Below are 25,551 nucleotides of genomic sequence, written 5' to 3' on the forward strand. Positions count from 1 at the left end.
AGAAAAAGCAGTAGTTTTGCTGGTGCATAACTCCGTTTTTCATGTCGGCAACAACCGAAGTGCCTTTGCTTTAGCATTCGGATAGGAAAGTTGTGCGCTAGCAAAACGCGCGTTTTGTTGAGCGCTAAACGCCATATCCAATCGACCAACAGAAAAGAAATAAGATTTCCTTATCTTAAATCAAGTACGGTTTTAACCAGAGGTAATTATCTATCATTCATTAATGAAAATTCTCTATATAGCAATTCCTATACCACTCAGATACAAAATTCTAGGTTTTAGGGAATAGAGGACAGCGAATAGGGAATAAGGAATAGGGAATAAAAATACAAGTATACCTTATGCTTACTAAGAAACCCTATAAAGTCAAGGTCTCTCTAAAAAGAGAAAAGTTTCAAAGTATTGATCGACTATTCTGAATTTAACCCCCCTATTTTTAGACAAAGCTGTTAATTATAAATATTCTGTTACTGTAATTGTCGCAAATTTTATCTTTTCAGCTTTATAATAATAGCTAGATTAATATATTTTCTTGAATTGCTACAGTTAAGGTAGTGCTTGAAAAACTTTATATTGATAAGTTGAGAAACTTACTTAGAAGACAAAAGGGGAAAGCAAACAATAGATGAGATTTAATGATTTATTTCTCAACTTTAAATTGTCACAGCAGTAGTAACTCCGATAACTAACGAAAAATATGAATTTTGGTAAATGGTTAGGCTTTTTTAGTTTGCTTATTTCCCTATATATCCTTTGGGAAATTCAACGACTCGTACTATTAATATTTGCTGCAATAGTTTTAGCAACTGCCTTAAATAGATTAGTACAAAAATTAAATAGATGGGGTATTAAAAGAAACCTAGCTGTAATTGCTACATTAAGTTTATCAGCATTAATTATACTTCTATTTTTGTTGCTAGTTGTACCACCTTTTATTTCCCAGTTTCAAAAATTAGTTGCCTTAATACCTGATGTATTTAAAGAAGTCCGCTCTCAACTTGTGCAGTTATATCAACAAAGACCTGATTTATTTCCAGCACCACCAACTGCCACTGATATGCTAGTACAAACACAAACATTCGGTACTCAGTTATTTAGCAACTTTTTTAAGATTTTTTCTAATACTTTTATAGTATTCTTGCAGGTACTTTTAGTATTTGTATTAACAATAATGTTTTTAGTTAATGCTCAATCCTATCGACGAGTAGGATTACTTTTATTTCCTTCTTTTTATCGGCGCCGTGCAGATGAAATTCTATCAAAGTGTGAGGTAGCATTAGGCAATTGGTTTGGTGGAATAGTAATTAATTCTCTTTTTGTAGCAACCTGTAGTGGTATTGGTTTATTACTATTACAAATTGATTTAGTTTTGACTCATGCTTTACTAGCAGGTTTACTCAATTTTATTCCTAATATAGGTCCGACTATGAGTATAGTTTTTCCCATAATGGTTGCTCTTTTAGATGCTCCTTGGAAAATAGCTGCGGTAGGAATTTTATATATTATTATTCAGAATCTTGAAAGCTACTGGCTAAGTCCAACTGTTATGGCAAAACAAGTCTCACTTTTACCTGCTGTTACTCTAGGATGTCAAATTTTCTTCACTACTTTTTTTGGAATTTTAGGTTTAATTTTAGCTTTACCTTTAACAGTAGTAGCTAAAACTTGGATTGAGGAAACTTTATTCAAAGATATCTTAGATCCTTGGCAACAAAAAACCTCTATGCTGTGAAATAATTCCCACAGTTGATAGTTGATAATTAAATAATTAATAGTTGGCAGCTTTATAGATACATAAGATGAAAAAAATAATCAAAATTTTTGACTTTTATTCATCTTCTGGCGTGAGAGACCTTACAGTTTCTTGAATTGACCCTATAGCAAATCCCAAAATTGCACCTACTGTCGCATAAGTACGAGGTGCTTTTGCACTACTATACCCTTGATCTATTTTAGTTAAATTACAACATTGATAACGATTTTTACTCATCTCGGCTGCGGCTAATCCAATTACTAAACCCATCAAAGCCATCATTACTCCAGAAAATATAACTTGTTTCAAATTAAGTTTTTTTTCTTCCATTATCAAGTCACCTCCAAAATTATATTCAGTACCTGTGCAAAATTTAAATTAATTTAACATTTTTCAGAGAGTAGGAATTAGGGAGTAGGGAGTAGGGGAAAAAAGATATTTGTATACTTTATAAGTATAAGTAGATCAAAAATAATTTAGTCTACCTAATTATGTTCCGGTGTTCTCTGTCAACAATGATTTTCTATTTAATTTGAACTTAATATGTAGTAATCCTATTGATTGTAATATTTTGGTAGTAGGAACGAACGGCTATTCGCCCGTACAAGAGTCAGAATTTACCAATGGATAATTGAGAATTAATCAATTCGGTTTAAAGCTTTCTATTTTAAGAGAAAAAGTGGTCATTTTTTGCTGTCACTCCGGCTTTTCCTTTCCTGCGGAATGCTACGCAAACTGAAATGTTTGCACAGCATTACGCAGGAAAAAATTAAGTTGTACGGAGCGCTAAACGCCATATATAATAGACCAAGAGAAAATAAACAAGGTTTCCTTATCTTCAATCAAGTACGGTTTTAACAAGAGGTAATTATCCATTATTAATTGATAATGAATAAACTCATACCTCAAATCAACAATGCCAATAATTTTTCCTACATACTTATATATTTCTTCTAGCATAGTTTTTACTATTTTTGCTTGTTAACAGTCAAAAAATTCATAAATATTCAATCAATGTTACAAGCATTCAAGCGAGCTAAAAAGTAGACTGCTGACTTAGCTCCATAAGGAGAACTCCACCAAGCAATAGGAAGACCACCTGGAGGTGTTTCTAAGCTAAATTTGAGATTTTTATAAGGTATGGGTTTGCCTTTTAATCGCACTCCAATTTTTTCAGCCACACTTTCCATAACTTTCATATCAATTTGAGAAATATCAAAAGTTCCCCCCATACTTTCGTAAACTTTTTTTTGTACGCTAAAGCCAAAGCGTCCATTACTATATTTAATCCAAAGTTGATCGATTAAATTAATTACACTACATGGAAATTTTATGACATCATCAGGAATCAGGTTTTCTTTATCAGTTTTACCAGATATTTCTAACATAACTCTTGCAGTTTCTTGGTCTGCTTCTTTCCATTTACCTGCTGCTAGTAAATCTCTCAATTTTCCATAAAGGTAAATATCAGAAATTAACATTAGTGCTTGATCTAATTTTTTTTCTAGTTCCGCCACTCTTTCTGATAATTCTAACTCTCTGGAATTCTGTTGCACTGATAGAGACTCATCAGTGGAAGTAGATGTTATTATCTCTTTTGTTTCTGGTTCGTTAGACATAATTCCTCCTAAATTTTTCTCAAAAATAACTAATATTTCTGACCAAATGCTCAACAAGAAATAATTCAGGAATCAAAATTGATACAGCCTATTTCATGTAAGTGTAGTACAGTGATTGTATCAGATTAGCTTAACAAGAATGAAATCTTAATTTGATAATTTAAAAAAAATATTTAAAAACCTATTGATACTGTAGTTAATAAACTACCAAATTAGTAATTATATAGTAGGCTTGGTTAAATAAATTTGTTTAACATACCTGTAAACGATCAAGATTTCGCGATCTTAATCTAAGGGTAGATTTGAATCTGTTACTAATTACAGGATTTTTGATATTGTTGATGAAGTACAAAGCTTGAGAAGTTTAAGAATATAGAGAATAAAAATTCGTATTAAACTTTACCTCACCATCCAGGCAAATTGCTGTAATTATTCATTCTGATTTCTGACTTATTATACCTGCTTCAAAACTGATTATAATTAATAATTGATTTACTAATCGTTTCACTAACAACCTGATTACCTTCAGGACTTAGATGAATATGGTCTCTATATAAATTAGCAGGTTCTGACATAGATTTAAAAATAGGTAATAAATCTAGATATATAATATTTTCAGTTAAGGTAAAATTATCTAAACGTTGACGAGTTTTAATTTCATAATCACGAGGTCCTGGTTCGCCTATTTCCCGTAGTAAAGGAGTCATTGCTAAGATAAATTGAGTATTGTTTTGATTCACAATTTCCTGGATTTTTTTAATCGCTTCTAAATTAAAACCAACTCTATCTCCTTCTTCTTTAACTTCTGGAACTTTTGGTGATGGTAATAAATAGCGACTTATCACTTCAGCTATTGCAGAAGGAGGTTTTTTGTCTGGATAATTCTGATCTACTCCTACAACTAATGAACTAGGTGCTTTAGCAAATAAATCATCAGTATTAATCAGTAATACTATAATTTGAGAATCAAATAAACCAAACCTTTCTAAATAAGCAAGTTCATTTCTAGGTCCCCAAGAGTTAGCTGAAGCATTAAGAACTTCAACAGTTTTATCTTGACCTAATTTTTCATTTAATTGCTTCTCTATAATTGCAGAAATTGTCTCATCTTGATCTGTCCACCAATTACCATTAGCCACAGAGTCTCCTAGTAAAAATATTCTCAATCTAGTATTTTCTCTTGACTCTTCTATCGGCTCAGAACGCATAGAATACTGATTAATTTTTATCCGGTTTCCAAAGCGACTTACATTTTGATTTGGTTTCAAAAGATAACCAATTTGACTATCTGCATTATAAATCAGAGGATTGCCAAAACCAACGACTAGGCGGAGTCCTATTTCTAATATCCCCAATAAGCAAATTATAATTACTGAAACTATGAATAGAGCTTTCACTAATCTAAAATTCCTAATAAATTATGCCAATTATTAATTTTACTTTCAATGATTTAGTTTTAAATTTCAGAGTTATCAATCTTTTTTTACCAACCTCAATTATCTTATACTAATTCTGGCTAGATTTTCCTAAATTAAATAACAACTTAACTCCAATCAGAGCCATTTCAACTCTAGCTACATAGAAAGGTAATAAGTTCTATGCAACTTCTATACAGAGTCCCAACTTCTAGATTAATTACAACTAAAAATAGGATAACTATATAGTGTTTCTCAACCTTTATAAGGTATAGTTGTTTTTATTTTTTTCTTTTCTATCTTGCCAATTAGGGTATTGCCTAAAGCCTAGAACTCTAGACATCACAAGTATGATAATTGTCATATATAAATAAATTATAACTCAATTGCTCCTACACAATAACTGTTGAGTATAGTATTTTGGCAATTTTTTGATCGTTTTTAAGATAATTTTAAGTACAATTGGATTTTACTTAAAATTGCCATACAGAAATCAAATTTTTAGTATATTTTTAGCTATATACTTAAGTAAGTTAGTTTAATTCTTCGTCTTGATCCGACAATTCCCTTCCCGTTATAACCCTTGATTTAACGGGAGTTAAATTGTTGGGCATAGCGTTTCGAGATCCCAAGAATATGTTAAGATTAAGTCCTATCAGGAGTAGCGGTAAAAAGCACCTGTAATAGCATATAGACAATAACTAACAAATATGGGGAGCAATTGAGTAAGTCAAGCGTTAACCCATGAAAAGGTTAAACTCATATTGGGCATCCTTGTGAGTCGCCATAATTTCTGATTCTAAACGGCGGTGTGTCTCATCGTTGATGTCTGTGGAGGCTTAGACCTTGGTCAGCCCTTGAAGCAGAAAGCTCAAACTGCAAAGTTGAGAAGCTCCCGTTATACCCCTTGCGGTTAAGGGTGAGTGAACGTCACATAACCGTGGTTTCAGGTAAACCCGTGGACTTAAAGCAAATATTTAAAACTAGAAATCCAATCATTGGGGTAGTACATTTACAACCTCTGCCGACCTCACCTCTTTGGGGAGGTGACCTCCAAGCAATTATCAGTAGAGCAGAAAGAGAAGCTACAGCCTTTGCATCAGGAGGTGTAGATGGCATCATAGTAGAAAACTTTTTCGATGCTCCTTTTGTTAAAGACCAAGTCGATCCGGCTGTAGTCAGTGCCATGACCCTGTTAGTACAAAAGATTATGAACTTGGTTTCCCTACCAATAGGGATTAACGTTTTGCGCAATGATGGCCAAAGTGCTATGGCGATCGCTTCTTGTGTAGAAGCCCAATTTATCCGCGTGAATGTTCTGACTGGAGTTATGGCCACAGATCAAGGATTGATTGAAGGTATAGCACATCAACTTTTAAGCTATCGTCGAGAACTGGGTAGTGATGTCAAAATCTTGGCAGATGTTTTAGTCAAACACGCCCGACCCTTGGGTTCGCCAAATCTAACGACAGCCATCCAAGAAACAATTGAACGTGGTCTTGCTGATGGGGTGATTCTCTCCGGCTGGGCTACAGGGAGTCCCCCTAGTTTAGCAGATTTAGAATTAGCTAGTGCAATAGCAGCAGACACCCCAGTATTTATCGGTAGTGGTGCAAACTGGGACAATATTTCTACCTTAATGCAAGCTGCAGATGGTGTCATTGTGTCTAGCTCCCTCAAGCGACATGGACAAATAGACCAACCAATAGACCCTATTCGTGTGAGTCAGTTTGTCGAAGCTACTCGGCGGAGTGTAGCAAATAAGGAAAAAGATTATCAGAATTGGCAAACAGAAACCATAGATTCATCTTCCTCTATCAACACAATCTAAATTTGACATCCTCCCCAGCTATTAGGTGGGGGAATTCTTACTGAGGGTGAGATTCCTAGGCCGGTTGATGTTTTGCTTACGTAAAGCTTGGCATCCGTTTAATGTTTCGGATTGCCCAACCGTTACTAATAATACTATAGCTTATATCATCTTGCTTAATCAATCAAAAAGTCACCCGCTTAAGGGTGAGGCTTTAGACCAAAATTTTTCCGTAAATTCTTCTTCACCGAAACTCTATTTCTAGAATTAATCGGTAGTCAAGTCAGATAATGGTGGCGATCGCCACCATTTGATTTATCAGTCAATATTGCTAGAGGACTCCGGTGATAATATGTGATTTAATGGCGAGATTAACTTCAAATAAGAAAGTGTACCACTTTACCTGCATGGTGAGGTACAGTCTAATACTAATTTCTATATCCCTACTGTGTTTTCCTGTAGAATGCTGCGCAAAAATGTTCGCAGCATTTCAGTAGGCGACAGCCGTTTTGATCCGGAACATGAAAAGCGTTTAGCACTCCGCACAACAAGCGTTTTGCTAGCGCATAACTCGCATTAACAGCTGTTGCTGACATGAAAAACGCTGCGCGACATGAATGGGGAGAATGACTTAGAAAAGCTTTGCGCCAGCAAAAACGCCTAACTATTAACTAAAAATAGTTTTATATTTGGCCAAACTTAGATTTCATAGGTTGATTCACCAACGCCCAGTATTTATAATCCTAAAGTTATGGTGAATTAGAGATGACAAATAATTCTTTCTTCGCGTATTCCCTATTCCCTATTCCCTATCTTATTTTTTATATTTCCTGATACATTCAATTTCTTATTTGTCTCATATATCTATGTCTGTAACTCAAGCTTTCTATTAAATTTATGAGTGTAAATCAAAATAATTTCAAAGTATAATTACTGTTCATTTAGTTTGATATAATCTCTCAATTGTGACTTTAAATTTCAAAAAATAAAAGTTTTAACTATTAACATTAACCCACTTCGATGTATTAAGTAATTAGATAATTAAAACAAAGCTAAAGTTATAGTCTAAACTTCAAGTACAGTCTGTCTAAATTTATAGTCATTTTAATTTAGATTGAGACAAGTATTTCTTGCTATAACAGAGTTTGAGTAGAAAAAATTTTACATCCTTATTTTAAATGACCATATGTACTCTATTCAATATAGATAAGCTGGCATAGTTTTTAACTCCACATCAATTTTCATACCTTATTTTCTAGAGATTTAAAGTAATTATTGATATATTTTAATTATACGACACTGAAAAAATAGGCAGACAAAAGATTTGATTTAAATTGGGTTTTCCTGTTCTGTACTTTACAAACTTACAATCTACTGTATCTATTGTTTGATTCCTATTCAGGAGAGAATGTTGTTGTAAATATCTATAAGCTATAATGGTAAATCAAACATCACAATTTAACTGATGATGGGGTGCATATAAAATCTCTGGCTCTCTTGATACAGAGCTAGTTTTTCTGTAAATATAGCTATTTATATTACTTAAAAATGTTTAAACTTTTCGGTAGACATCAAAATCCCATCCTGAAAACTATTAAGTATTGGCTATTAGAAAACAGCCGAGTATTAATAACAGCATCAACCTCTGCTGGTATCGTTATACTTTTGCGCTCATTAGGTCTTTTGCAAACTTGGGAATGGGCACTTTATGATAATTTTTTTCGTCTAAGACCTACAGAGCCATTAGACACTCGTATTGTAATTGTAGGAATTGATGAAGCAGACCTACAAAAGTATGGTCACCCCATTAATGATGGATTACTAGCTGAATTACTATACAAGTTAAACTCCCTCCAGCCTCGTGCCATTGGTTTAGATATATATCGTGATTTACCTCAACAACCAGGCCATCAACAATTAGTAACAGCCCTGGAAAATATCCCTAATATAATTGGTATTGAAAAAATAGGAATAGACAATACCTTGAGAATCAAACCTCCTAGTATTTTGAATCAAAAACAACAAGTAGGTTTCAACGATCTAATGATAGATGCTGATGGGAAAATTCGTCGTGGTTTGTTGTATATGCACCTAGAAAATGGCAATTTGCGCGAAAGTTTTCCACTGAAACTTGCTTTAAATTACCTTAAAGCAGAAGGAATTAAGCCAGAAGCAGCTAATAAACCTAATGATTTGCAGTTGGGACTAGCAGTATTTTCTTCTTTTAAAAGAAATGATGGAGCTTATATTAGAGCTGATGCAGGTGGCTATCAATTTTTAGCAAATCCTAGAAAACAAGGTGGCTTTCATATAGTTACCATGAATGATTTACTATTAGGGAAAATCTCTCCAAAGTTGTTCAAAAATAAGATAATTCTAATTGGTTATACTGCTATTAGTGTCAAAGATTTTCACATCAATTCTTATAGTACTCGTTTATTTGCCGCCCCAGAAGAAATATCTGGTGTGGAACTACAAGCTAATTTTTTGAGTCAGATTTTGAGTTCAACACTTGATGGTAGAGCAAACATTAAAGTTCTTCCTGAACCTGTAGAATGGCTATTGATAATTGTTTTTTCTTGGATAGGTGCTAACTTAAGCTGGCAATTATCATTACCAAAAAAATCTATTCTAACAATACTATTGATAAGTCTTGGCATTACAGGAATTTCTTATATTGCCTTCATTTATAATGGTTGGTGGTTGCCTGTAATTCCCCCTATATTTTCTCTTAGTAGCTCTGCTGCTATGATTATGTTTCATCTTGCTCACTTAAAAGAAGAGTTGCAAAAATCAACAGACTTTTTACAGTCAGTTATTAATGCAATTCCTGACCCTATTTTTGTTAAAGATAAGTATCATCGCCGTATTGTTTTGAATGAAGCTTATGGTAAATTTATCGGTTACCCTGTAGAAAATTTACTAATTACAACAGACTATGAATTATTTCCTCCTAATGAAGCCAATGTATTTTGGCAACAAGATGAGTTAGTATTTCAAACTAATCAAGAACAGGAAAATGAAGAATATTTTACAGATTCTCAGGGAATTACCCATATAATTGCTACTAAAAGAACCCTTCATCAAGATGGAGCAGGAAATTTATTTCTAGTAGGAGTAATTAGAGATATTACTGAGCGTAAAAAAATGGAGGAAAACCTGAAAGAAGCAGCAGCAAGATTAGAGCTAGATAATGCCCAATTGAAGCAATTAGGGGATAGTTTACACCATCAGGCTAATCATGATCCTCTTACGGGATTGCCTAACCGTAAACAATTTTATGAGTGTTTGACTCAAGCTATTGAGTGGGCAAATTTGAATGATAAAATGGTAGGCTTACTGTTTCTAGACCTTAATGGATTTAAAGCTGTTAATGATAACTTGGGTCATGCTATAGGAGACTTATTATTAAAACAAGTAGCACAAAGACTTCAAGGGTGCTTAAGAGGAAGTGATACAGTATCTCGACTTGGAGGTGATGAATTTACTGTAATTTTACCAGGTATCCCAGGAAAACTTGGAGCATCCAGGGTAGCTGAAAAAATTTACCATACAATTAATCAACCTTTCCAACTAGAAGACAATAATGTATCTGTGGGAACCAGTCTTGGGATTAGTTTGTATCCTCTCGATGCTGAAGAGATTGACCAACTAATTAATTACGCTGATAGTGCTATGTACGAAGACAAGAAAAAAAATAAGAAACAACGTTAATTAAATTAAATCTTGATTGGATTTTGATGCTTATTTAAAACAAGTTATATCATCTATCTTGAAGAATACCCAAAATAAAAAATTTAGGGAATAGGGAGTTAGGGATCAGAGAGTAGGTAATAAGGATAAATCTGTTTATGCAGCATTCCGCTGCGAAAAAATATTCTCGCTTCATCCACTATATAATTTTTATTATCGCTAATTAATGAGACTTGATATTAAACCTAGTAATACATTATTAATTCATGGATCTATAAATTCTGACTAAGAGTGAGACATAAAAGGTTTTTATTGTAGGGAATAGGGAAGAGAAAAAATACTGTACCTCATTAAATATGAGAAAGGCTATAATCATTTATTATATCAATTGAATATTTTAGAGACTTTTTATAAACTAAATATTAAAGCTTGAATAGGGCAATAGATTGAAATTCTACTTTTTGATCTAAAGAGTAGAAGTTTGATCGCCAAAACCATAAAGTTAGAATGTAAAATAGTTAAGTTTTTTTGTCACCCCCTTGTTAATTTGTTCCCTGTTTCCTATGCTATTTTTTATATCTCCTTGACAATTATATTTCGTTTATAAACAATTTATTACTGTAGTAATTTGTGAAACTTTCCTGTTTTGGAGCTTGATGAAAGAATGTTTATATAGCTCAGTCAATAGTTTTATTATTGTTTAGACTTACGCCTGACCACATCTCTAGGTTTAGTAGGTAAAACTCATAGCCATCAAACACCAGGTTTGATTTAGCTAAAATTCTGGACATATCTATGACAACTTGTGAATATCTAATTTCTATAGAATTGGATACATCAGTGTATATACTGATATAATATTAATTATGTTCCAAGTTTATATTATTGGCTTGATGTTTACAGGGACAAATAACCAATTGCTACCAGTCTGTGCCAGTTAATTTAATCACTAAGCAGTTGAGTTGCCTGGCAAGTAAATTAATCTAGATAGTCTTTCTATAGTTACTATCAGGGGATAAATTCTATGAACACTCTACTACTAATACAAAAAAGTATAACTTTCTTAACTATCACTTTAACCTTAAGTATGGTACCTAAACAAGTGATGGCATTACCAGATATAATCCATTACTCTCATCAATCTGATAAAGATGTTGGGACTTATTTTTTCCAGTCATCGTCAGAGAAATCAATTTTTTCTACTATTGTTTACAAAGACAAAGAAGAAGAAGAAAAATGGGAACCAGATAATAATGGGAAACCAAAGACAAGCAAAGGTGGAGGGGGACGCTAAAAATAATATCTGTCAGTTTCCATTTAAAGTCTTATGTTTAGCGATTCTTGAATAATCTAAATATTATCTTAATTCGTAATTAAAATTCAGACTTATAAAATTAAAATTAATAACTTAGATCCTAGTACCGCTACGCGGAAGTCTTAATTCTGAATTCTGAATTCTGGAGTTTTGATTGGTAAGGCTCTGAGTATTTTGTCAGTGGTAACTTATTTCCGTCATCCTGCACTAGTGAAAAAAAATTCTAAGTTATACGCATTCCTCAGAAGCAAATCAACCTATCCCAGTAGACTGAAAAGTTTTAGTATTTAATTCTAGAATTAAATATTAGTTATCTTTCTGTGCTAAGTATCATCTAAATTTTATCGGCCAAAATACTACTTACAATTTTATCATACAAGTAGTTGTTCTTCAGTTAAAAATTTAATAAATATAAATATATTTTGAATTTCAAGCTTGATTATAGTGATTTTTCACCATGAAAAGTTTAAATTAAGCACTCGTAAAAATCATTTCCCAATTTAAAAAGGCAAAAAGCAAGAGTGAGTTAGGCGGATGTGTAATTAATTTTGGTTACGTACTTACACAGTATATTAACTAATTTTAGGGGTGTAGGAAAAAGTCCCCAATCTAATGATTTAGGAATTGAATAGATCCTATTCCTGTTCACCCCCAATATTTAATCAGTTATTACACAGCAAGATTAAAAACTGACTAATATTTTTAATATTTAGTCTTTAGTCGTATGAACCAGTATTCAATCTATAGTTACCTTCATTAAAGTCATCACTAGGTGAAGTGACTTTAAAATTGTCAAGATTGTCTTCTAAAAGCTTTTTCTGCATTTCAGTTAAATCAGGAATTTCTAGTACATCTTCTACCTTTTGATAAGGAGCATTGTCTACTATCTTCGCAGCTATAGTAGGAAACATTCCCCGGTATTTCCGAAAGCTTCTTAAAGGACTATTGTTAAGATCGAGCTTTTCACCACCAATCTCTCCCAACTTTTGATCTGCCTTGTTAACCTTTGGAGCTTCTACTGCTAGAATTGATGTAGAAGGCCATGCAGTTAGACTTAAGTTACTTGCTTGAGCCTGGTGGTATGGTAGTCCCATAAAACCCAAACATAACCCAAATATTGCCAGCACTAGGGCTATTTGCTTCATTCTTGTGTTTCTCCCAATATTTATATACACAGCTTTTGAAATTTTCCCAACACCTTTCCTGACTGCAACAGTCTCTAGTGAAGCTTTGCGTTTTGCTAAGGCAAAGCTTCTAGTGCAGGATTTTTCAGAGTCACCTCTCAAGTTCTCTGTCTTATTTGGCCTTAACTAGACAAAGCTATAAAAAGCCCAATCTTCCTCAAGACCGATATAGAGGCAATTAGTTGAATATTCACCAAACGCCCCCAGTCAGACAACTTAAATGCGCATGAATTTCTTTGACCACAATAACTTGCCTTGGTGTTTTGTTAACCTCCAGCACAGGTTTTTTAGGTTTTGAAGTTTCACTACGCGATATGAAAGGCTTTTTTATTCAGCTTTCCATAAAAAAGTGTCTGCTAAGGAGGCACAATACCTCTATGATTTTTATCATGCGCTTTACCGCTATGGCTATATTACCAGATTGTTGTGTTGTTTTTTTCCGATAATTTGGGTCTAAAGTTAGATCGAATAACTTCGCTAGGTAACATAAACGGAGATAGGATGAATGCTTATTTAGATCATCTTCTGCCTCAACGTGCTAATAAATAAATGGTTTTCTGGGCTGGCATTTATAGCAGTCACAATTGGCGTGAAAATTCTCAAGTATAATCTAGAGTAAGAATTGAATTTTTGACTGTCTTGATCAACCAACTATTTAATTTCTTGGCTAATAACCTTGTTTGATTTTGAAGAAATTTTCGGCCACAGCCTCGTAATTTAAAGTTTTGCTTACCAAACTCAAATTTTACCGTTCTTGACAATCTGGTTTGAGACACAGTTGGAACAAGATGGTAATCTTATTGACACCATATCAACACACTATTTTTGAATATTTTTCTTCTATTCTTACCTAAATAACACGGGAGCATGAAAGCCATCGTCTTTTAAGCGATGGATGAAAGGCAACTCGTCGGATTTTAATCCGAAGTATTTTATTTTACCGAAAAGCAACGTTGAAGCTCCCCATGTTTTAACCGGGACATGAAAACCAGGGAATCGTTGAGACTAGACAACTTTAGTTGTCCTTTGTTACTATGATTGGCAATAACTTTTTGGTCTGCCTGTTTCCAATGTACTCTTGTCAGCAAGTTTTAGTAAATAAAAATTCTGAATTAATTGCTATCTTAACATTCTTATGCGAAGAGTCTCACAAGCTAACTAACATGGGAATATATTATGGTCGGCAATTATTTTTTAAGTCTCACAAAACTCTGGGAAAGTTTGAGTTGGAAAAAGTTTATAAAAACAACTATCATTACAAAGTTTTATATTCCCAAGCAGCACAACAAATATTGAGAACTGTAGTTGAATCATTTCGCTCTTATTATGGTTTAATCAAAGCCTATAGTGAAGGAAAAATTACAAACAGACCAAGGATTCCTAACTATAGAAAAAAAGGGGGAATGGCTACAGTTAGTTACCCTAAGCAAGCATTAAAACTTAAGGGTAATAAAATTAGAGTACCACTAGGGAATACCTGTAAACGCTGGTTTGGAGTAGATAGCTTTTTTATTCCAATGGCTAGTAATCTAGCATTTTCTACTCTCAAAGAACTGAGAATATTACCCAGAAATAGATGTTTTACCCTAGAATTTGTTTATGAAAAAGAAGTCATAGTTCAACCTCAATTAAATCAAGAAAATGTCTTAGGAATAGACCATGGTGTAAATAATTGGTTGACCTGTGTATCCAATTGTTATACGAGCTTAATTGTAGATGGGAAACAGATTAAATCAATGAATCGTTGGTACAACAAACAAGTATCAACTCTTAAAGAAAATAAACCGACTGGATTTTGGTCAAATAGGCTAGCTGCAATTACAGAAAAGCGTAACCGTCAAATCCGTGATGGTATCAATAAAGCAGCCAGAATAGTAATTCATCATTGTTTAAAAAATTCTATTGGTACAATAGTTTTTGGTTGGAATAAAGGTCAGAAAAATCAAATAGAATTAGGTCATAAAAAGAATTCAGAATTTGTACCAATTCCTACAGCTAGACTGAAAGAAAGAATAGCTCAATTATGCTCTGAATATGGGATTATATTTATAGAAACTGAGGAAAGCTATACAAGTATTGCTTCATTTTTAGATGGTGACTATCTACCTAATTATGGTGAAAAACCCAATGATTGGAAACCGTCAGGAAAAAGAATCAAGCGTGGCTTGTATAGGAGTGGTAATAATTGTTTTGTGAATGCAGACTGTAATGGAGCTGCAAATATCATCATAAAAGTAAGCAGAAAGCTAAGTTTAGACTTAAGCCGACTGTGTAGGGGCACTTTGACTTGTCCCCAGAGAGTTTATCTTTGGTCAGCTAAGAACAGACGGAGCAACACGGATTTATCCTGTTGCGTAGTATCAACTTAGAATCCCCTTGGCTTCAGCCAGGGGAGTAGTCAAATTCCTTCTATCTTTATATATTTAGGACTACAAAAAATTTTAGCTTGATTTTTGTTAAGTAAAAATTTCTAGCCCAAGAAATTATGGAGATTATTAAAAGTACCTGCGTAAGTTATGGTTGGAATATCATAGCCTTTGAGATTTACTTTATACTGTTTGAATACTTGATTAACATTTGCTAGATCAGAAATATACTTATAAGTACCCTCTCCCAAAGCTATATCCATACCAATTTCTTTCGTAGATGATTCAAGACGAAATGCTGCATTAACAGTATCCCCTAAAGCCGTATAATCAGAGCGCTCACTACTACCAGCATTACTCACCATTGCATAACCTGTATTGATTCCCGCTCCCACTCTTAAGGAAAAAGGTAAAGGATAAGTCCTACTTAATTCCTCTGTTACTTCATGTAAATCTCTAAGAGCCTGAAAAATACGGAGCATTTCTGTGCTGTTGACTCCCTCAGCTCCATGGAACCAAACAGCCATAATAGCATCACCAATATATTTATCTACCCAACTCCCATTATTCCTAATAATATCCCCTGCTTGCCGAAACCAACTACCAATCACTTCAGACAAGACCCTCTCATCCAATTTTCTAGTCAGCACTGTAAAATCTCGTATATCCATCACCATCACCGAAATTAACCGACGAACGTGCAAAGTAGCTGTAAAATCTTGAGAATCAATATCTATCCCGGATTCTATATCTATCCCCAGGTCAGGGCAATGAAATTCTAGTTCTGTTTGACCAAATATTAGATCGTCCGTATCTTTTAAAGTAACAGGAATGCTAACACGACGGCCATTTACAAAAGAACCATTACGACTACCTAAATCAATCAGATAGAAATCTCCCGTATCCATCTGCTGTATCATAGCGTGGTTGCGGGATATCCATTTATCAGTCAGAACAAAAGTATTATCTTTACTTCTACCAATAGTCCAAAAATTATTTCCAACTAGAGGTAGGTAGCGATCGCCTGCTTCTGTGCGAAGCACTAGATGAGGAGGTTGCAAAGTCACGACAGTGGCACTCATGGTAACACAAGCTCTAAACTTGTGTGAATTCTGTTTTGGTCAGTACTAATTGATCAGTATATAGACTGATTGACCTTAAAATAGCATAGGTATGAGAGTATTATTACCGAGGTATTTTTCTACTGCACCCCCTCTGAAATTTTGTCTTAGGCCACAAAAGCAGCCAATAAGAATAGACTGTCTACTAAAATTGTACTCAATACTGCTGCCCCAAACCCCCACCAGTATAACTTTTTAGATTGCAAAGGTACAATACCAAACAGCAACAGAATCCCAATTAACACAATAATCCAAGTTATTCCCCAGGAAGTACGCACTTGAGTTAAAGCATCTTGAAATACTTCTAAGGCCATTTCTGGTTCAACTATCATTAACTGTCGCCAATAAGGAATCAGGCCAGTTATATAGAAATATCCGTCTGTAACTGCTGTACCTAGTAAAGACCCTAAATAAAAACAGTTCCCTACCATTTCTCGATTGTGGCTTAAACACCATAGTGCCCAAGGTACAAAAATCGCTTCAACTGGTAAGTGAAGAAATGGTTCCTCCCGTAGCCAACCCCAGTATATCGAACCTGTAAACCAACTCCAAGTAAACCCTAATAATAAATCACCCCATAGATTAGTTACTCTATTTCTCAACAATTTTAAACTTAGCCATAACCAAAAGCCTGTCATACCTAAACTTAACCAAGGTAGTTGACGTACCATTGGAGCTTGAAAAAATACTGGCACTGTCACTAGAAATATAGCAGTGCCGAAGACAGCCCATTTTTGGCTGATTCTAATTTTTTCTGAAACGAATACCAAAAAATTTTTTTCCATCATATCTGGAAAAAAGACATTTATCATAGCAAAGAAAGTATTCTCAAACAAGATATTTTTAATATTTTTTATTTAACTTTATTTTATTTAATATATCATAGCTTTTATCCCCTCCCAGGGCATCTTTATAATCTTAACAACATTTTTATCCCCCTAATGGGGATTTTTTAGGAAGAGTTAAGAATAGACAAAAGGGATTGAAAATAAAGGGTTTTGATAACTGAAAATTGCAAAAATTAACTACACTTAATCAATGCTATAATCTAGTAATGATTCTAATAAAACGCTACTTGATGAAATTTTTCTGTGGAGTCATTCTCAGCGCTCTAATTTTTATCTCTCTAGAAAAAGTAGGCCAATCATTACCATCTGAGCCGATAGCAAACTCCGAACATTTGACTATTTTTCAGGCAGTTATTCTGGGAATGGTACAAGGGTTAACAGAATTTTTACCTATTAGTAGTACCGCTCACCTGAAGGTTGTCCCTGTAGGACTAGGTTGGGGAGACCCTGGTGTAGCCTTTACTGCGGTTATTCAATTAGGCAGTATTGTTTCTGTTGTTTGGTATTTTTGGGATGACTTGACAAAAATCACAATTGGTACATATAAATCCATTTTGAAATCTGACTACCAGTCCCCAGATTTCAAAATGGCAGTTGGCATTGCCTTGGGTACCTTGCCAATAGTATTTTTTGGATTGTTGATTAAACTATTTATCCCAGATTTTGATAATTCCCCACTGCGCAGTACAGTAGCGATCGCTATTGCTTCAATAGTTATGTCTTTGTTATTAGGTATAGCAGAACGAGTCGGAAGCCGAAAACGTAACTTTGAACAACTAGATATTAAAGATGGCATTCTAATGGGTATGGCCCAAACATTGGCATTAGTTCCTGGAGTATCTCGCTCTGGCTCAACTATTACAGGCGGCTTATTTATGGGATTAGAAAGAGCTACAGCAGCAAGATTTTCTTTTTTATTAGGTCTTCCAGCGATTACTTTAGCCGGTTTGGTAGAACTGAAGACTCTATTGGATGAAGGTTTTGGCGGTATAGGTTTAATTCCTACCATTGCTGGTATTGTCTCTGCAATAGTTTTTTCTTATGTAGCAATTGCTTGGTTAATTAAATACTTACAAACTCAGGATACTTGGATATTTGTTTGGTACAGATTAGCTTTTGGGGTATTAATCTTAGTGGCGATCGCTGGTGGTATGTTGGAAAATGTTTAGTAGTAAAATCTTTGGGTAAGAAAATGAATGTAGTTTAAAGAAAATTTTTAGAAGGCAAAAAGTAATAGAACATTGTTCTAAACTATAACATCATAGAAAAATTTATAACTGGAAAAATATATAATGGTTGTAGGGGTTGCTGTTAACCCCTACAACCATTACATTATTTGCATTTTGCTTCATTAATGGATAATTAATAATTACCAAAAAATGAGGTTCAAAGCCTCCCCTTCTAAGGGGATGAAAAAAATATTTAATTCAGTATTGCAAGATTTCAAGCCTCCGACTTTAGTCGGAGGTTCACTGATAACTGATAACTGATAACTGAAATGACTTTTGGTTAAAACTGAGAAGATTAACCCAATGCGGGAAATCTTATTTCTTGTTTCTTCTTAAAACGATAGGTTTTAAACCGAGATGAATTAATTATCAATTATCCATTATCAATTATCAATTATCCATTAAGACATTGCTTGAATAATATAGTCAAAGTAAGGAGCAGTTTCCTTAGCATCTTCTTCATCAAGTAAAGCAAGACTTGCTTCCTTTAAACAACGAATTGACTCTACCATTCCAGGAACAGGTACGCCCAAAGAGTTATACATTTCCCGAACACCTATTAAACCAATACTTTCAATGGGATCTTTATCCCCAGCTAGTATTCCATAGGTAATCAAACGTAGATACCAACCATAGTCCCGCAGGCACAAGGCACGTTCGCGCTGACCAAAAGCATTACCTCCAGGAGCAATAAAATCTGGACGCCTGCGCCACAACTCCTGACTAGCTTTGTCCACAATTTTTTTCTCATTTTCAGAAAGCACGCTAGCAATATTAACACGCTGCTTACCTGTTTTCAAAAAATTATTTATGGATTGAAGTTCCCCGCTACTGGGGTAACGTAATTCATCGTCTGCTTTGAGAATAACTTGGCTAACTACACTCATAATTATCGAAAATTTGCTGAATTATATTTTATTTTAACCATTGACAGCCTTTCCAGGTCATCAAATTTTAGAGATTCTTTTTTAAGTCACAATTTTTATGGGTAAAGTTAAGTTAGGTAGAGCTTAAAAATTATTCTTATGGCAAACCATCAGGCAACAGAAAAGCAATTTTGAGCAATTTTACTTTTAGTTACATACTTTTGTTTTTTTGTGGCTGTCTAGTTAATCCTTTAAATTATTTGTTACCTACAATTAATTAGCCAACTTGACTCGGCAAGGGGTCTACCATTATAATCTGCGATTTAACGGGAGGAGAATTGCCGACAGTAAATTAAAAGAGTATCGATTGCTGTTCAAATGCAGCACTAAATAGTAGTATAAAAATTATGATAATTACTCATTGCTACAAAATTAAGCCTACTTGTGAACAGTCAATCAAAATTAATTATTGGCTAGAACTGTTGCGAAGGCATTACAATTATGCTCTAGGTCAAAGACTAGTACCGCTACGCGGAAGTCAGAATTCAGAATTCAGAATTCAGAAGTTTTGATTGGTAAGGCTTTGAGTATTTTGTTACTGGTCACTTATTTCCGTCATCCTGCACTAGATTGGTTAAATAGAACTAGATGTCAAGTTGACCATTGTTCATCAATTTCATGTCCTATTGGTGAAATTTCTAGTAGACCAGATTATTATTTTCAACAATCAGAACTTAAACAGACAAAACAGTTATTTCCTGACTACAAAGAAATATATTCAGAAGTTCAACAAATTAACTTACAAAGACTAGATAAAGCTTGGAAACATTGGCTAATACCCGATAGTTCTGGTAAACGTGGAGGAAGACCAAGATTTAAAAAATCAGGAAAGTTAAGGTCATTTTGTTTCAGTAGAGTCAATCATCTCAAAGCAGTAATTAAATTTGATGGAAAACAAATAATTGCTACAAGGTTTGGTGCTATTCTTGTAATAGTTCATAGACCAATTCCAGATAGATTTACGATTAAAACTGCAACTATAACCAAAAAAGCTATAGTTCATAGACCAATTCCAGATAGATTTACGATTAAAGCTGTAGGTATTGATGTAGGCTTAAAAGAGTTTTTAACTACCAATACTGGTGAAACTATTTCTGTTCCTAAATTTTATAGAAAATCCCAATCTAATTTAGCAGGAAAGCAAAAAAAAGTATCTAGAAAAGAAATTGGATCAAACAACTGGAAAAAAGCACAAACAAAATAGAATAGCTAGATTACATCAACATATAGCTAGACAAAGAGAAGATTTCCATTACAAAACTGCTCATAAATTAGTTAAAGAATATGACTTAATTGCTGTGGAAGACCTAAACATTAGAGGTTTAGCAAAAAAGACTAAACTATCAAAATCAATTTATGATGTAGCCTGGGGTGATTTTATTGAAAAGTTGAATGCAGTAGCGGTAAAACGCGGTGTTCATGTAATAAAAGTTAATCCTCACAATACATCACAAAATTGCAGTAATTGTGGTCAAAAAGTACTTAAGACTTTATCAGTTAGAACTCATTCTTGTCAGAAATGTGGAACAGTTTTAGATAGGGATGAAAATGCAGCAAAAAACATATTAAATAAAGCGTTAAACGAGGTGGGTATCATCTTGTCTGCTTGCGGAGGCTTAGATATTGGTCAGCCTGTGAAACAAGAAACTTCTTTGTTTGTTGAGAAGCTCCCGTTATAATCTTTGATTTAACGGGAGAAAACTTCACATTTACAAAATCCAGAATTACTAGAAACTGACTTAAGATGAAAAGATTAAAATAGAGTCATTGTATTATACAGAAAAACAATACTCAGTCATATAAATAGAACTTAGTGAAAATAAACAAGCAAAAATTGGCAACATCAGTTTGGCAACAAGGTCAGCTAGTGGAGATAAGCATCACAGACTTAACAGATAACGGTGATGGAGTGGGTCGTTATGATGAAAAAGTGGTATTTGTGCCTGATACAGTTCCAGGCGATCGCCTCATTGCCCGCCTAACAATAGTCAAACCTAAATATGCCTATGGGAAACTACATCAACTTTTAGAAAAGTCTGACCAGAGGATAAAACCTTACTGTATTGTTGCGGACAAATGTGGTGGGTGTCAATGGCAACATATTAATTATGAATATCAGCTTCAGGCAAAACAAAATCAAGTTATTCAAGCTTTAGAAAGAATAGGGTTGCTCAAATTACCAAAAGTTGAGCCTACTTTAGCATCTCCATCACCCTTTGGATACCGTAACAAAGTTACATATCCTCTGGGTATTTCTAGTAAAGGTGAAGTGAAAGCAGGTTATTATCAAAAAGCTAGCCATAAATTGATTAATCTGAATCAATGCCCAATTCAAGACCAACGTTTGAACCCTTTACTCAAAGAAATTAAACAGGATATTACTAGGCAAGAGTGGAAAATATATGATGAAAATAAACATATCGGTATTTTACGTCATTTATCTTTGAGGATAGGAGAAAAAACAGGGGAAATTTTATTAACTTTGGTGGTAAATGGGAGTCAAGAAAATCCAGAAAAGTTATTACCTGGTATTACTCTTGAAGCTAAAAAATGGCTGGAAGATTATTCTCGGTTAGTGGGTGTTTGTTTGAACTACAACTGTAAGGCAACAAATACTATTTTTGGTCAACAAACTGTTTGTATTGCTGGTCAGTCTTATGTACAGGAAAACTTTGGTGACTTAAATTTTCAATTGACTGCCGATACATTTTTTCAGGTAAATACAAGAGCTGCTGAAAGATTAATGGAGTTTGTAGTTGAAGAGTTGACTTTGAGTGGTTTGGAAATTATTGTTGATGCTTATTGTGGAGTTGGTACCTTTACTTTGCCTCTGGCAAAATATTTACAGGATATTAGTCATAATGATTCTCTGGAAATAGGAAAGAGAAAAAGTATGGTCATTGGTTTAGAAGTGCAACAAGTAGCCATTGATCGAGCTAAGTTTAATGCCGAAATTAATAACTTGACAAATGTAAATTTTTATGAAGGAAAAGTTGAGGATTTACTGCCTCAATTGGAAATCAAACCAGATATAGTTTTGTTAGACCCACCAAGGAAAGGTTGCGATCGCTCTGTTTTAGAGACTTTGCTGGAAATTCTACCTGAGCGTATAGTTTATATTAGTTGTAAACCTGCTACCTTGGCTCGTGATTTGAAATTTCTCTGTTCAACTGATAAATATTATTTGAGCAAGGTACAACCTGTAGACTTTTTTCCTCAAACCTCTCATGTTGAATGTGCTGCATTTTTGGTAAAGCTATAATAGCCAGAAGGAAGAAGGAAGAAGGAAGAAGGAAGGAAAGTAGATTAGTTTAAGATTTTTTTGAAGAAAGAATAAACCACAAAGAATGAAGAAAAGTAAACGAGTTTATAGATTAATAGAGTTCACTTAAGAAATTTTTTCTAGCAGTTCCGTAAGATCAAGAACTACTCTAATTGTTTAATACTTTATGAATCTTGGTCTTGTCTGAACCGTATTAGGTTATAGTACAAATCTTCATAACTAAATTCCTGAATTATGACTGTAGAACTTTCTAGAAAAATTAATGGTTAATATTAACACTGACATACTGCTTGAAACTCTGACATTATTAGAAATGTAAGTAACTTTTAAGTTTGAGGATAAATAAATGAGCTTTTCAATTCAATCTCTATATACTTGGTATCGTAATACTATCCGTAATCCTAAATATCGTTGGTGGATTATTGCTGGAACATTGGCTTATGTATTGAGTCCTTTTGATATTTCTCCAGATTTTATCCCCATTGTCGGACAAATTGATGATGTTGCTATTGTAACTCTTTTAGTAGCAGAAGTTTCTCAGATGGTAGTTGATTTTATTAAATTACGTCGTGGGGAAAATGTGGCAGTAGTACCTGATATTAATAGTCAAGACTCAACTACTACTGACAATACCGTTGATGTAAATGTGGTTTCTGCACCAGAGAAGCAGGAAAAAGTAAGCCTATAAATGTATAAATCCTATTCTCAGATTAATATTTTTGTTGTAGGAGCAAATCGCAATTAGCCTCTACAGAAGTCAGGAGTCATAATTTTTAAGGTTTTTCCTCAATCTTAACTATTATCAAAATTGTCACAAATCATTTAGGATTGCTATAAAAATATTTATTAAACCCAAATCTTAGAGTGATAAATCGATTTGGGTTGATTTTTTTTGTGGAAAATGGTAAATATCCAGAAGTGAGGAGTGGGACATTGTAATTGTGAAATTTAGCGAACTTGTAAGTAAACTTAGTTCTGAGACTATCGCTTGTAGTCTGGAAAAAATAAATACTCTCGATCCAGATATTCAAGGTATAGCTGCGATAGATGAGGCAAAAACAGGTACTCTTAGTTATATTGAGGGAGCAAAATTTGCCAGTTATTTAGAAACGACAAATGCTAGTGCTTTAATTTTGCCGATGGATGAAGCTCTACAAAATTTGGCAAGTGAACTTGGTATTGGGTGGTTATCTAGTAAGGAACCGAGATTATTATTTGCTCAAGCGATCGCTCTTTTTTATCGACCTTTTCAACCTACTCCTGAAATTCATCCTACTTCTGTAGTTCACCGGACGGCAAAAATAGGTAAGAATGTTTATCTTGGCGCTCATGTTGTAGTTGAGGCAGGGGTAAAAATTGCTGATAATGTTTGTATTTATCCGAATGTGGTAATTTATCCAGATGTGGAAATTGGAGAAAATACTATTTTACACGCTAATTGTTCGATTCACGAGAGGAGTCAGATAGGTAAGGGTTGTGTAGTTCATAGTGGAGCAGTTATTGGGGGAGAGGGTTTTGGTTTTGTGCCGACTCCGGAGGGTTGGTTTAAGATGGAACAGTCTGGCAAAGTTGTTTTGGAAGATGGAGTGGAAGTTGGAGGTAATACTACTATTGATAGACCTGCTGTGGGAGAAACTAGAATTGGTGAGAATACTAAGTTAGATAATTTGGTGCAGGTTGGTCATGGTTGTAAAATTGGTAAAAATTGTGCTTTGGCATCTCAGGTTGGTTTAGCTGGTGGGGTTAAACTTGGGGATAATGTGATTTTAGCAGGTCAAGTAGGAGTTGCTAACCAGGCAAAAATTGGAAATGGAGCGATCGCTACTGCTCAAGCGGGTGTTCATAATGATATTGGTGCGGGAGAGATTGTTTCTAGTAGTCCAGCGGTTCCTAATAAGATTTATTTGAAAGCTTCTGCTATTTATAAGCGTTTACCAGAAATCTATCAATCTGTCAAGCAAATTAAGCGGGTTTTAAATGGTAAGTTTTATGAAGCAGATTAAGAAGTTCACTTATAAAGACTTATGAAAGATAGTATGATATTGTCGTTGCAAGGCTAATATATTTTTTTGGGAAAGAAGAAGATTTGCGCGGATAGGTAGGTGTACAGCAGAGGTGCTTGAAAATATGGGGGTGAAGTGGTTTATGGCTAAAGGTTTGAGGCTGTTTGAGAGTCAAAGGAGATTCGCGCAAATTTTGAAAGCTTTGTCTGGCAATGGTTTTAAGATTTTTTCCTGGGAGAAGTATTGCGATTTTTTGATGGTTTATTGTATTATTGAATTGATTCGCGCAGATGTACCTCGAAAATTAAATATGGTAAGGGTTTGGCAGCCCTGCTGTTTAAATACTTCTAAATCCCTATTAGGGATTGAAACATAACTGGGTTTGAAGCCTCGACAAATACTTTTTCTATCGGTTTAAATACTTCTAAATCCCTATTAGGGATTGAAACTACGATATGGGTTTTGGGTCATCAGGTGGCTTAGTTTAAATACTTCTAAATCCCTATTAGGGATTGAAACCTTCGAGCAATATTGATAGAGTGCTGGTACTCTAATGTTTAAATACTTCTAAATCCCTATTAGGGATTGAAACGATAAATTAAATATACCAAATTCTTTTCAGAAGTCAGTTTAAATACTTCTAAATCCCTATTAGGGATTGAAACGGGAAAAATTTTATTTTTAGGTAAAGAAAAATGGGGTTTAAATACTTCTAAATCCCTATTAGGGATTGAAACTTGTAGGTTCTTCGACGCTTTATTTACTGGGCAAGTTTAAATACTTCTAAATTCCTATTAGGGATTGAAACCGAATGCTTGAATATATTTAAATTGGCCTGTTGGAGTTTAAATACTTCTAAATTCCTATTAGGGATTGAAACAAGAGATCTGGTTTGGATTTTGAAAATTTACCCAATAATTAATTATTAATAATTAATTATTAAATAATTCTGGTTTAAAGCCTCCCCTTGGATAGGGGAAAAAGCG

19 protein-coding genes and 1 CRISPR repeat array are annotated in these 25,551 nt (G+C 34.1%); of the genes, 12 read left to right on the top strand and 7 right to left on the bottom strand.

All coding sequences use genetic code 11. From position 1 onward, the window contains the following. Positions 1 to 697 precede the first annotated feature (697 nt). Positions 698 to 1,732 carry an AI-2E family transporter gene (locus ACP6PL_RS13660; protein ID WP_426545806.1) on the top strand — a complete coding sequence of 345 codons (1,035 nt, stop codon included), beginning with the start codon at positions 698 to 700 and terminating at the stop codon, positions 1,730 to 1,732. 96 nt (positions 1,733 to 1,828) lie between these two features. On the opposite strand, the gene ACP6PL_RS13665 is transcribed toward ACP6PL_RS13660, so the two are convergent. The 3 genes from ACP6PL_RS13665 to ACP6PL_RS13675 all read right to left on the bottom strand — a co-directional run bounded on the left by ACP6PL_RS13665 (position 1,829) and on the right by ACP6PL_RS13675 (position 4,769). Beyond that, a complete protein-coding gene (locus tag ACP6PL_RS13665; RefSeq protein ID WP_426545807.1) occupies positions 1,829 to 2,083 on the bottom strand; it encodes a hypothetical protein in 255 nt (84 codons plus the stop codon). Between the two features lie 677 nt (positions 2,084 to 2,760). Further along, the gene (locus ACP6PL_RS13670; RefSeq protein ID WP_426545808.1) at positions 2,761 to 3,372 is read right to left on the bottom strand and encodes a GUN4 domain-containing protein; all 612 of its coding nucleotides are present in this window, start codon (positions 3,370 to 3,372) and stop codon (positions 2,761 to 2,763) included. A 464-nt stretch (positions 3,373 to 3,836) separates the two neighbouring features. Then, on the bottom strand, positions 3,837 to 4,769 hold the full coding sequence (locus ACP6PL_RS13675; protein WP_426545809.1) for an SGNH/GDSL hydrolase family protein: 933 nt from the start codon (positions 4,767 to 4,769) through the stop codon (positions 3,837 to 3,839). A gap of 976 nt (positions 4,770 to 5,745) precedes the next feature. Here ACP6PL_RS13675 and btpA point away from each other — a divergent pair. From btpA to ACP6PL_RS13690, 3 genes are all read left to right on the top strand, one after another. Continuing rightward, positions 5,746 to 6,618 carry a photosystem I biogenesis protein BtpA gene (btpA, locus tag ACP6PL_RS13680; protein ID WP_426545824.1) on the top strand — a complete coding sequence of 291 codons (873 nt, stop codon included), beginning with the start codon at positions 5,746 to 5,748 and terminating at the stop codon, positions 6,616 to 6,618. Positions 6,619 to 8,145: 1,527 nt separating this feature from the next. Then, positions 8,146 to 10,311 (top strand): CHASE2 domain-containing protein, encoded by a 2,166-nt coding sequence (locus ACP6PL_RS13685; protein WP_426545810.1) that lies wholly within the window; start codon positions 8,146 to 8,148, stop codon positions 10,309 to 10,311. Between the two features lie 1,003 nt (positions 10,312 to 11,314). Then, the gene (locus tag ACP6PL_RS13690) at positions 11,315 to 11,584 is read left to right on the top strand and encodes a hypothetical protein (RefSeq protein ID WP_426545811.1); all 270 of its coding nucleotides are present in this window, start codon (positions 11,315 to 11,317) and stop codon (positions 11,582 to 11,584) included. A 737-nt stretch (positions 11,585 to 12,321) separates the two neighbouring features. On the opposite strand, the gene psbU is transcribed toward ACP6PL_RS13690, so the two are convergent. Then, positions 12,322 to 12,750, bottom strand: a complete 429-nt coding sequence (psbU, locus tag ACP6PL_RS13695; protein ID WP_426545812.1) for a photosystem II complex extrinsic protein PsbU — start codon at positions 12,748 to 12,750, stop codon at positions 12,322 to 12,324. 1,109 nt (positions 12,751 to 13,859) lie between these two features. On the opposite strand from psbU, the gene ACP6PL_RS13700 reads away from it, so the two are divergent. Continuing rightward, positions 13,860 to 15,158 carry an RNA-guided endonuclease InsQ/TnpB family protein gene (locus ACP6PL_RS13700; protein ID WP_426545813.1) on the top strand — a complete coding sequence of 433 codons (1,299 nt, stop codon included), beginning with the start codon at positions 13,860 to 13,862 and terminating at the stop codon, positions 15,156 to 15,158. A gap of 101 nt (positions 15,159 to 15,259) precedes the next feature. On the opposite strand, the gene ACP6PL_RS13705 is transcribed toward ACP6PL_RS13700, so the two are convergent. Then, positions 15,260 to 16,237, bottom strand: coding sequence for an FHA domain-containing protein (locus ACP6PL_RS13705; protein ID WP_426545814.1), 978 nt, complete (start codon positions 16,235 to 16,237; stop codon positions 15,260 to 15,262). A gap of 146 nt (positions 16,238 to 16,383) precedes the next feature. Beyond that, positions 16,384 to 17,088: a DUF3120 domain-containing protein gene (locus ACP6PL_RS13710; protein WP_426545815.1), complete on the bottom strand. Its 705-nt coding sequence runs from the start codon at positions 17,086 to 17,088 to the stop codon at positions 16,384 to 16,386. 266 nt (positions 17,089 to 17,354) lie between these two features. On the opposite strand from ACP6PL_RS13710, the gene ACP6PL_RS13715 reads away from it, so the two are divergent. Then, on the top strand, positions 17,355 to 18,293 hold the full coding sequence (locus ACP6PL_RS13715; RefSeq protein ID WP_426545825.1) for an undecaprenyl-diphosphate phosphatase: 939 nt from the start codon (positions 17,355 to 17,357) through the stop codon (positions 18,291 to 18,293). A 461-nt stretch (positions 18,294 to 18,754) separates the two neighbouring features. Here ACP6PL_RS13715 and ACP6PL_RS13720 read toward each other — a convergent pair whose 3' ends face one another. Continuing rightward, the gene (locus ACP6PL_RS13720) at positions 18,755 to 19,240 is read right to left on the bottom strand and encodes an allophycocyanin (RefSeq protein WP_426545816.1); all 486 of its coding nucleotides are present in this window, start codon (positions 19,238 to 19,240) and stop codon (positions 18,755 to 18,757) included. Positions 19,241 to 19,626: 386 nt separating this feature from the next. Between ACP6PL_RS13720 and ACP6PL_RS13725 the strand changes: the two genes are divergently transcribed. From ACP6PL_RS13725 to lpxD, 6 genes are all read left to right on the top strand, one after another. Continuing rightward, on the top strand, positions 19,627 to 19,791 hold the full coding sequence (locus ACP6PL_RS13725; RefSeq protein ID WP_426545817.1) for a helix-turn-helix domain-containing protein: 165 nt from the start codon (positions 19,627 to 19,629) through the stop codon (positions 19,789 to 19,791). A gap of 20 nt (positions 19,792 to 19,811) precedes the next feature. Beyond that, positions 19,812 to 20,483 carry an RNA-guided endonuclease InsQ/TnpB family protein gene (locus tag ACP6PL_RS13730; protein WP_426545818.1) on the top strand — a complete coding sequence of 224 codons (672 nt, stop codon included), beginning with the start codon at positions 19,812 to 19,814 and terminating at the stop codon, positions 20,481 to 20,483. Beyond that, entirely contained in the window at positions 20,446 to 20,958 is a 513-nt protein-coding gene (locus tag ACP6PL_RS13735; RefSeq protein WP_426545819.1) for an RNA-guided endonuclease InsQ/TnpB family protein, read from the top strand. The genes ACP6PL_RS13730 and ACP6PL_RS13735 overlap by 38 nt, the downstream gene beginning before the upstream one ends. A gap of 134 nt (positions 20,959 to 21,092) precedes the next feature. After that, a complete protein-coding gene (gene rlmD / locus ACP6PL_RS13740) occupies positions 21,093 to 22,541 on the top strand; it encodes a 23S rRNA (uracil(1939)-C(5))-methyltransferase RlmD (protein ID WP_426545820.1) in 1,449 nt (482 codons plus the stop codon). 367 nt (positions 22,542 to 22,908) lie between these two features. Further along, on the top strand, positions 22,909 to 23,250 hold the full coding sequence (locus ACP6PL_RS13745; RefSeq protein WP_426545821.1) for a YkvA family protein: 342 nt from the start codon (positions 22,909 to 22,911) through the stop codon (positions 23,248 to 23,250). Between the two features lie 253 nt (positions 23,251 to 23,503). Continuing rightward, positions 23,504 to 24,565 carry a UDP-3-O-(3-hydroxymyristoyl)glucosamine N-acyltransferase gene (lpxD, locus tag ACP6PL_RS13750; RefSeq protein WP_426545822.1) on the top strand — a complete coding sequence of 354 codons (1,062 nt, stop codon included), beginning with the start codon at positions 23,504 to 23,506 and terminating at the stop codon, positions 24,563 to 24,565. A 335-nt stretch (positions 24,566 to 24,900) separates the two neighbouring features. Continuing rightward, positions 24,901 to 25,445: direct repeats of the CRISPR family, unit length 37 nt; unit sequence GTTTAAATACTTCTAAATCCCTATTAGGGATTGAAAC. Positions 25,446 to 25,551: the final 106 nt, after the last annotated feature.

The organism is Dapis purpurea BLCC-M126 (assembly GCF_050015975.1).
GTDB lineage: Bacteria > Cyanobacteriota > Cyanobacteriia > Cyanobacteriales > Microcoleaceae > Trichodesmium.